Here is a 4,302-nt window from a genome sequence, read left to right as displayed (position 1 = left end):
CCGTTCACCGCCATTGACGTTAACGGCGTGGCGCGCCTCACCCGGCGGATGGCGGCGCACACGGCGCAGGGCGGGATGGTCATTCTCACCACCCACCAGCCGCTGCCGGGGGCCGCGGACACCGTCCGCCGCCTGGCGCTGACCGGCGGGGAGGCAGGGCTGTGATGTGGCGTGTCTTCTGTCTCGAACTGCGCGTGGCGTTCCGCCACGGCGCGGACATCGCCGGCCCGCTGTGGTTCTTCCTGATGGTCATCACCCTGTTTCCGTTAAGCGTCGGGCCGCAGCCGCAGCTGCTGGCGCGTATCGCGCCGGGCATCATCCAGGTGGCGGCGCTGCTGGCCTCGCTGCTGGCGCTGGAGCGGCTGTTTCGCGACGACCTGCAGGACGGCAGCCTGGAGCAGCTGATGCTGCTGCCGGTGCCGCTGCCGGCGGTGGTGCTGGCGAAGGTGCTGGCCCACTGGGCGGTGACCGGCCTGCCGCTGATTATGCTCTCCCCGCTGGTGGCGCTGCTGCTGGGGATGGACGTGTACGGCTGGAAAATCATGGCGCTGACGCTGCTGCTCGGCACGCCGGCGCTGGGGTTTCTCGCCGCGCCGGGCGTTGCGCTGACGGCCGGGCTGCGGCGCGGCGGCGTCCTGCTGGGCATTCTGGTGCTGCCGCTGAGTGTCCCGGTGCTGATTTTCGCCGCCGCGGCGATGGACGCGGCATCGATGCATTTACCCGCTGACGGCTATCTGGCGGTGCTGGGGGCGCTGCTGGCGGGCAGCGCGACGTTAAGCCCGTTCGCCACCGCGGCGGCGCTGCGCCTCAGCGTGCAGTAGCGCCCCGGCGCGACGGACATTTTACTGGTTTCAGGAGGTCAGGTGACGACTATGTGGAAAACCCTTCATCAGCTGGCGGCGCCGCCCCGGCTGTATCAGATTTGCGGCAGGCTTGTGCCGTGGCTGGCGGCAGCCGGCATCATCGCGCTGGCCACCGGCTGGGTCCGGGGCTTTGGTTTCGCCCCGGCGGACTACCAGCAGGGGGAGGGCTACCGCATTATGTACCTGCATGTCCCGGCGGCCATCTGGTCAATGGGTATCTATGCGGCGATGGCGGTGGCGGCGTTCACCGGGCTGGTCTGGCAGATGAAAATGGCCAGCCTTGCCGTCGCGGCGATGGCGCCGGTGGGGGCGGTGTACACCTTCATCGCGCTGGTCACCGGCGCGGCGTGGGGCAAGCCGATGTGGGGCACCTGGTGGGTGTGGGACGCGCGCCTGACCTCGGAGCTGGTGCTGCTGTTTCTCTACGCCGGGGTCATCGCCCTGTGGCACGCCTTTGACGACCGTAAAATGGCCGGGCGCGCGGCGGGCATTCTGGTGCTGGTCGGCGTGGTGAACCTGCCTGTCATTCATTACTCCGTTGAGTGGTGGAACACCCTGCACCAGGGCTCGACGCGGATGCAGCAGAGCATCGACCCGGCGATGCGCTCGCCGCTGCGCTGGGCCATCGCCGGCTACCTGCTGCTCTTTATGACGCTGGCGCTGATGCGGATGCGCAACCTGATTTTACTGATGGAAAAACGCCGCCCGTGGGTGAGCGAACTGATACTGAAAAGGGGGCACCGGTGAGTCCGGCATTTTCATCGTGGAGCGATTTTTTCGCCATGGGCGGGTACGCCTTTTTTGTCTGGCTGGCGGTGGCGATGACCGTGGCGCCGCTGGCGCTGCTGGCGCTGCACACGGTGCTGCAGCGCCGGGCCATTCTGCGCGGCGTGGCGCAGCAGCGGGCGCGCGAGGCGCGGATGCGTGCCGCACAGGCGCAACAGGAGGCCGCGTGAACCTGCGACGTAAAAACCGGTTACGGGTGGTCTGCGCGGTGCTGGCGGGCCTGGGGCTGACCACCGCCCTGGTCCTGTACGCGCTGCGCGCGAATATCGACCTGTTCTATACCCCCGGCGAAATCCTCTACGGCAAGCGCGAGACGCAGCAGCTGCCGGCGGCGGGCCAGCGCCTGCGCGTCGGCGGGATGGTGATGCCCGGCAGCGTCAGGCGCGACCCGGATTCGCTGAAAGTGAACTTCAGCCTCTACGACGCCGAAGGGTCGGTGACGGTGAGCTATGAGGGGATACTGCCGGACCTGTTCCGCGAGGGGCAGGGGGTGGTGGTGCAGGGCACCCTGGAGAAGGGCAACCACGTCCTGGCGCACGAGGTGCTGGCCAAGCATGACGAGAACTACACCCCGCCGGAAGTGGAAAAGGCAATGCAGGAAAACCACCGCCGCCCGCAACGCGCTGATAAGGACACCTCATCATGATGCCTGAATACGGCCACGCGCTGCTGTGCCTGGCGCTCGGCGTGGCGCTGCTGCTGTCCGTTTACCCGCTGTGGGGCGTGGCGCGCGGCGACGCGCGGATGATGGCGTCGGCCGGGGTGTTCGCCTGGCTGCTGTTCATCTGCGTGGCGGGCGCGTTTTTCGTGCTGGTGCACGCCTTTGTGGTTAACGACTTCACCGTGGCCTATGTCGCCGGCAACTCGAACACGCAGCTGCCGGTGTGGTACCGGGTGGCCGCCACCTGGGGGGCGCACGAGGGCTCGCTGCTGCTGTGGGTGCTGCTGATGAGCGGCTGGACCCTGGCGGTGGCGGTGTTCAGCCGGCAGGTGCCGGCGGATATCGTCGCCCGGGTGCTGGCGGTGATGGGGATGGTCTGCGCCGGTTTTCTGGTGTTCATCCTGTTCACCTCCGGCCCGTTCGCCCGCACGCTGCCGGCCTTTCCGGTGGAGGGGCGCGACCTGAACCCGCTGCTGCAGGACCCGGGGCTGATTTTCCACCCGCCGCTGCTGTACATGGGCTATGTCGGCTTCTCGGTGGCCTTCGCCTTCGCCATCGCCGCGCTGCTGAGCGGGCGTCTGGACAGCGCGTTCACCCGTTTTGCCCGCCCGTGGACGCTGGCGGCGTGGGTGTTCCTGACGCTGGGCATCGTGCTCGGCTCGGCGTGGGCCTACTACGAGCTGGGCTGGGGCGGCTGGTGGTTCTGGGACCCGGTGGAGAACGCCTCCTTTATGCCGTGGCTGGCGGGCACCGCCCTGCTGCACTCGCTGGCGGTCACGGAACAGCGCGCCGGCTTTAAGGCGTGGACGCTGCTGCTGTCCATCTGCGCCTTCTCGCTGTGCCTGCTGGGCACCTTCCTGGTGCGCTCCGGGGTGCTGGTGTCGGTGCACGCCTTCGCCTCCGACCCGGCGCGCGGAATGTTTATCCTCGCCTTTATGGTGCTGGTCACCGGCGGCTCGCTGCTGCTGTTCGCCGTGCGCGGGCACAGGGTGCGTTCGCGGGTGAACAACGCGCTGTGGTCGCGCGAGTCGCTGCTGCTCGGCAACAACGTCCTGCTGATGGCCGCCATGCTGGTGGTGCTGCTGGGCACCCTGCTGCCGCTGGTGCACAAACAGCTGGGGCTGGGCAGCATTTCGGTGGGGGAGCCGTTCTTTAACACCATGTTCACCTGGCTGATGGTCCCCTTTGCCCTGCTGCTGGGGGTGGGGCCTTTAGTGCGCTGGGGCCGGGACCGGCCACGTAACATCAGGAAACTGCTGCTCACCGCCCTGGTCTCCACCCTGGTGCTGTCGGTACTTTTGCCATGGCTGCTGGAAGATAAAATCATCGCCATGACGGTGGTGGGGATGGCGATGGCCTGCTGGATTGCGGTGCTGGCGGTTGCCGAAGCCGTACAGCGCGTGTCCCGCGGCACGAAAACCTCTCTCAGCTACTGGGGAATGGTGGCGGCGCACCTCGGGCTGGCGGTGACGATTACCGGCATCGCCTTCAGCCAGAATTACAGCGTGGAGCGTGACGTGCGGATGCGGGCGGGCGACAGCGTGACCATTCACGACTACCGCTTCACCTTCCGGGAGGTGCGGGACATCACCGGCCCCAACTACCGCGGCGGGGTGGCCCTCATCGGGGTGACGCGCCACGGCGAGCCGGAGGCGGTACTGCACGCGGAGAAACGGCTCTACAACACCAGCCGGATGGTGATGACCGAGGCGGCGATTGACGGCGGGCTGACCCGCGACCTGTACGCCGCGCTCGGGGAGGAGCTGGACAACGGCGCGTGGGCCGTGCGCCTGTACTACAAACCGTTTGTCCGCTGGATATGGGCCGGGGGACTGCTGATGGCGCTGGGCGGGCTGCTGTGCCTGGCGGACCCGCGCTACCGCCGCCGTAAACCATTGCCGGAGGCCGGATGAAACGCAACGTACTGTTATTACCGCTGCTGATTTTTCTGCTGATTGCCGCGGCGCTGCTGTGGCAGCTGGCGCGCAACGC

Annotated in this window: 5 protein-coding genes and 1 pseudogene; all 6 read left to right on the top strand. The window is 67.7% G+C overall.

The window, feature by feature from the left end; translation table 11 throughout:
• Nucleotides 1-165: pseudogene (locus tag ACH0WD_RS24315) on the top strand (heme ABC transporter ATP-binding protein CcmA); the annotation flags it as partial.
• Nucleotides 162-821 (top strand): heme exporter protein CcmB, encoded by a 660-nt coding sequence (gene ccmB, locus ACH0WD_RS24310; RefSeq protein ID WP_000990028.1) that lies wholly within the window; start codon nt 162-164, stop codon nt 819-821. The pseudogene ACH0WD_RS24315 and the gene ccmB, both read left to right, overlap by 4 nt.
• Before the next feature lie 51 nt (nt 822-872).
• Nucleotides 873-1,610 (top strand): heme ABC transporter permease, encoded by a 738-nt coding sequence (locus ACH0WD_RS24305; protein ID WP_000265996.1) that lies wholly within the window; start codon nt 873-875, stop codon nt 1,608-1,610.
• Nucleotides 1,607-1,819: a heme exporter protein CcmD gene (ccmD, locus tag ACH0WD_RS24300; RefSeq protein ID WP_000074110.1), complete on the top strand. Its 213-nt coding sequence runs from the start codon at nt 1,607-1,609 to the stop codon at nt 1,817-1,819. The genes ACH0WD_RS24305 and ccmD overlap by 4 nt, the downstream gene beginning before the upstream one ends.
• Complete coding sequence (gene ccmE, locus ACH0WD_RS24295; protein ID WP_001053598.1) at nt 1,816-2,295, top strand: cytochrome c maturation protein CcmE; 480 nt, start codon at nt 1,816-1,818, stop codon at nt 2,293-2,295. Before ccmD ends, ccmE begins: the two co-directional genes overlap by 4 nt.
• Nucleotides 2,292-4,223, top strand: a complete 1,932-nt coding sequence (locus tag ACH0WD_RS24290; RefSeq protein WP_001747582.1) for a heme lyase CcmF/NrfE family subunit — start codon at nt 2,292-2,294, stop codon at nt 4,221-4,223. Before ccmE ends, ACH0WD_RS24290 begins: the two co-directional genes overlap by 4 nt.
• Nucleotides 4,224-4,302 lie beyond the last annotated feature (79 nt).

This window comes from Salmonella sp. 2020_1395 (assembly GCF_043848115.1).
GTDB classification, from domain to species: domain Bacteria; phylum Pseudomonadota; class Gammaproteobacteria; order Enterobacterales; family Enterobacteriaceae; genus Salmonella; species Salmonella enterica.
This window is presented reverse-complemented; position numbering and strand designations above follow the sequence as displayed.

Excerpts from the sequence above, each read along its gene's own strand:
- ACH0WD_RS24305 (WP_000265996.1), top strand. The coding sequence starts at position 873 with ATGTGGAAAACCCTTCATCAGCTGGCGGCGCCGCCCCGGCTGTATCAG.
- ACH0WD_RS24290 (WP_001747582.1), top strand. The coding sequence starts at position 2,292 with ATGATGCCTGAATACGGCCACGCGCTGCTGTGCCTGGCGCTCGGCGTG.